The sequence below is a fragment of the Bradyrhizobium sp. STM 3809 genome (assembly GCF_000239795.1).
In the GTDB taxonomy this organism is placed as follows: Bacteria; Pseudomonadota; Alphaproteobacteria; order Rhizobiales; family Xanthobacteraceae; genus Bradyrhizobium.
Window position 1 is genome coordinate 1 of the sequence record NZ_CAFJ01000274.1, and the last position, 3,394, is coordinate 3,394.

A 3,394-nucleotide genomic window follows, 5' to 3' on the forward strand; every position below is an offset into this window, starting at 1 on the left:
GCGCGAGCGGCCCTGGCGTGAACTGCTCGACCGGCCCCTCGACCATCCGGCATTCACCGCTCATGGCCAGCCTGTGATGACGTTGATAGGGAATGAACGTCAACGCAAAGGCCCCGACGGTCCAAATCGTCGTGAACGCGACCGGGCCATAGCGCACGATCTTCGACTTCGGGAGATACGGAATTCCCAGAGCCTGCAGCCCGCGGGGAAGCGCCGCGAGAAGTCCGGTCAGGACGACGAAGAGCAGACCGGTCGCGGGAAGCCACGAGGCCATGAAACCCGCGTCGAGGATATCGAAGACCTTGACGAACTGATCAGGAGTCATCGCGTCAGGCTCACTCTCGATCAGCAGTCTCGGGACTTGCGAACGCGGACACCGGGACGCTATCCGACCAGTGCCTTCACCAGCCCGCTGTCCGCGTCTGCCAGCTCATCGATCACGTCGAAATGGTGCCGGTCCGGCGCCTCGACATAGGCCGTCGATGCACCAAGGCCGGTCCAGATGTTGGCGAGCAGCTGGGCCTGGCGACGGAATTCGTTGCGCTCGGCGCCGCCGACCCATGCCGTGACCTTGGCGCCGTCGACCGGCGTGAGCAGGGCCGGGCTCTCCTTGGCAGCCGTCGCGTCGTCGATATGCAGCGTCTCGTTCATCGCGGTCCGCTGCAGCGGCCGCAAATCATGCAGGCCCGAGATCGAGACCACGCTGCCGATGCGCTTCTGTCGCTCGGCGGACAGCGGCGCGCCGCGGCAGATCATGCGGCTGACGAGATGGCCGCCGGCGGAGTGGCCGGTCAAGGCGACGGGACCAGCAACCTCGTCCATCGCGCGCCCGATCGCCTGGGCGACATCGGCCGTGATGTCGGCGAGGCCGACCTCGGGGCAAAGCCGGTAGGACGGCATCGCCACGGCAAAGCCGTGCGCGTTGCCGCCTTTCGCAAGGTGCGACCAGAAGCTCTTGTCGAGCCGCATCCAATAGCCGCCATGGACGAAGACGACGAGACCCTTCGGTGTCCCCTCGGGCAGGAACAGATCGAGGCGCTGCCGCGCATGCGCGCCATAGGCGATGTCGAGCTTGGCCCGGCCCTGCCCCGTCAACTCGGCGCGGTAGGCTTCCGCCGGCGCGACCCACAGCCCGGGCCAGCGCTCGCCGCCGGGAATGTTCGGTCCGTTGGCATAGGCGTTGTCCCAGTCCTTGACGGCATACAGCATGAGGATCTCCTGATCGAACGAGCGCGCGGCGTCACAGCCCCGTGCGCAGCTTCCAGAGCTCGGGGAACAGCACGATCTCCAGCATCTTGCGCAGGTAGTTGACGCCCGAGGTGCCGCCGGTGCCGGTCTTGAAGCCGATGATGCGCTCCACCGTGGTGACGTGGTTGAAGCGCCAGCGGCGGAAATAGTCCTCGAAGTCGACCAGCTTCTCGGCGAGCTCATACAGCTCCCAGTGCCGCTGCGGATCGCGGTAGACTTGGGTCCAGGCCGCCGCGACCTCCGCGCTTTCGCTGCGGGTGCCGCGCCAGTCGGTCCGTTGCGAATCCGCGCCGATGAAGAAGCCGCGCCGCGCCAGCAGCCGCAGCGCCTCGTCGTAGAGGCTCGGCTTGGCGAGGATCGACTCCAGTTCGGCGGTCAGCTCGGGGTGATGCGCATGCGGACGCAGCATCGCGAGATTGCGGTTGCCGAGCAGGAATTCGATCGAGCGATACTGGAACGACTGGAAGCCGGAGGACTCGCCGAGCTTGTCGCGGAACAGCGTGTATTCGCTGGGGGTCATCGTGCGCAGCACGTCCCAGGCGCCGTTGAGCTGCTCGAAAATGCGCGACACCCGCGCCAGCATCTTGAACGCCGGCTGCACGTCGTCCCGCGCGATCGCGGCCATCGCCGCCTTGATTTCGTGGATCGCGAGCTTCATCCACAGCTCGGACGTCTGGTGCTGGATGATGAACAAGAGCTCGTCATGCGCCGACGACAGCGGCGCCTGCGCATCGAGCAGGCGCTCCAGCATCAGATAGTCGCCATAGGACATCCGTCCCTTGAAGTTCATCCGCGCACCTTCGGTGGCGGGATCGTAGGGCGCGCTGCTCACGTCACGAGCTCCTTCTGGCGATACTCCGGCCTGTCCCACAGCTTGCCGTCGAGAACCTCCGCGAGGATATCGACGGCGCCGCGCACGTCGGCCTCGCCGATATAGAGCGGCGTGAAGCCGAAGCGCAGCGCATCCGGCGCACGGAAATCGCCGATCACGCCACGCGCGATCAGGGCGCGCATGATCGCGTAGCCATCGGGATGGCGGAACGACACCTGGCTGCCGCGACGCGACGCATCGCGCGGCGAGGCCAGCCTCAGCGACGGACATCGCTTCTCGACTTCGGCGATGAACAGCTCGGAGAGCGCGATCGAGGCCGCACGCACGTCCTGCATCGACACGCCGTCCCAGGCGTCGAGCGCGGCATCGAGCGCCGCGAGGGCGATGATCGGCGGCGTGCCGATGCGCATCCGTTCGATGCCGCCACCGGGGCGATAATCGAGATCGAAGGCGAACGGCGCCTCGTGGCCCATCCAGCCCGACAGCGCCGGCGGCGCGATGTCGGCATGACGGGGCGCGACATAGATGAAGGCCGGCGCGCCGGGTCCGCCATTGAGATATTTGTAGGTGCAGCCGACGGCGAAATCCGCATCCGCGCCGGCGAGGTCGACCGGCACGGCACCCGCGGAATGCGCGAGATCCCACACCGTGAGCGCGCCGACGCTGTGCGCCTTCCTGGTGAGCGCCTTCATGTCGTGCATGCGGCCGGTGCGATAGTCCACCTCGGTCAGCATCAGCACGGCGACGCTGTCGTCGATCGCGGCCTCGACCTCCTCGGGCTCGACCACCTTCAGCGCGACGCGGTCGCCGAGCATGCGGACCAGGCCCTGCGCCATGTACAGATCGGACGGGAAGTTGCCGCTATCGGACAGGATCACGCGGCGCGTTGAATTGAGTGACAGCGCCGCGGCGAGCGCCTGATACACCTTGATCGACAGCGTGTCGCCCATCACGACCGTACCGGGCGCGGCGCCGATCAGCCGCGCAATCCGATCGCCGACGCGGCGCGGCTGCACCATCCAGCCGGCGCTGTTCCAGCCACGGATGAGCTCCTGCCCCCATTCGGCCTCGATCATCCGGCCCACGCGCGCCGGCACCGCCAGGGGCAGCGCGCCGAGCGAGTTGCCGTCGAGATAGATGACTCCCTCAGGAATCCTGAAAAGCGATCGGGTTTGTGAAAAATCCGCCATGCTGCCTTGCTCTGTTCGCCGTCCTGAATGCATGATTCGGGCCGCAAGAGACCAGATCGCCCCGGCGGCTCATCTGCGCCGGCGCCCGATCAGGCTCTGTCATGACCGCCGCCATGGAGCAAGT

Annotated in this window: 4 protein-coding genes; all 4 read right to left on the reverse strand. The window is 66.9% G+C overall.

The window, feature by feature from the left end:
- On the reverse strand, positions 1-325 hold a 325-nt coding region (locus BRAS3809_RS15415; RefSeq protein WP_035656391.1), incomplete at its 3' end, for a hypothetical protein.
- A 59-nt stretch (positions 326-384) separates the two neighbouring features.
- Complete coding sequence (locus tag BRAS3809_RS15420) at positions 385-1,209, reverse strand: hormone-sensitive lipase (protein ID WP_008963043.1); 825 nt, start codon at positions 1,207-1,209, stop codon at positions 385-387.
- A gap of 31 nt (positions 1,210-1,240) precedes the next feature.
- On the reverse strand, positions 1,241-2,080 hold the full coding sequence (gene kynA / locus BRAS3809_RS15425; RefSeq protein WP_008963044.1) for a tryptophan 2,3-dioxygenase: 840 nt from the start codon (positions 2,078-2,080) through the stop codon (positions 1,241-1,243).
- Entirely contained in the window at positions 2,077-3,270 is a 1,194-nt protein-coding gene (gene kynU / locus BRAS3809_RS15430) for a kynureninase (RefSeq protein ID WP_008963045.1), read from the reverse strand. The genes kynA and kynU overlap by 4 nt, the downstream gene beginning before the upstream one ends.
- Between the last annotated feature and the right edge of the window lie 124 nt (positions 3,271-3,394).

Excerpts from the sequence above, each read along its gene's own strand:
- kynU (WP_008963045.1), bottom strand. The coding sequence starts at position 3,270 with ATGGCGGATTTTTCACAAACCCGATCGCTTTTCAGGATTCCTGAGGGA.
- BRAS3809_RS15420 (WP_008963043.1), bottom strand. The coding sequence starts at position 1,209 with ATGCTGTATGCCGTCAAGGACTGGGACAACGCCTATGCCAACGGACCG.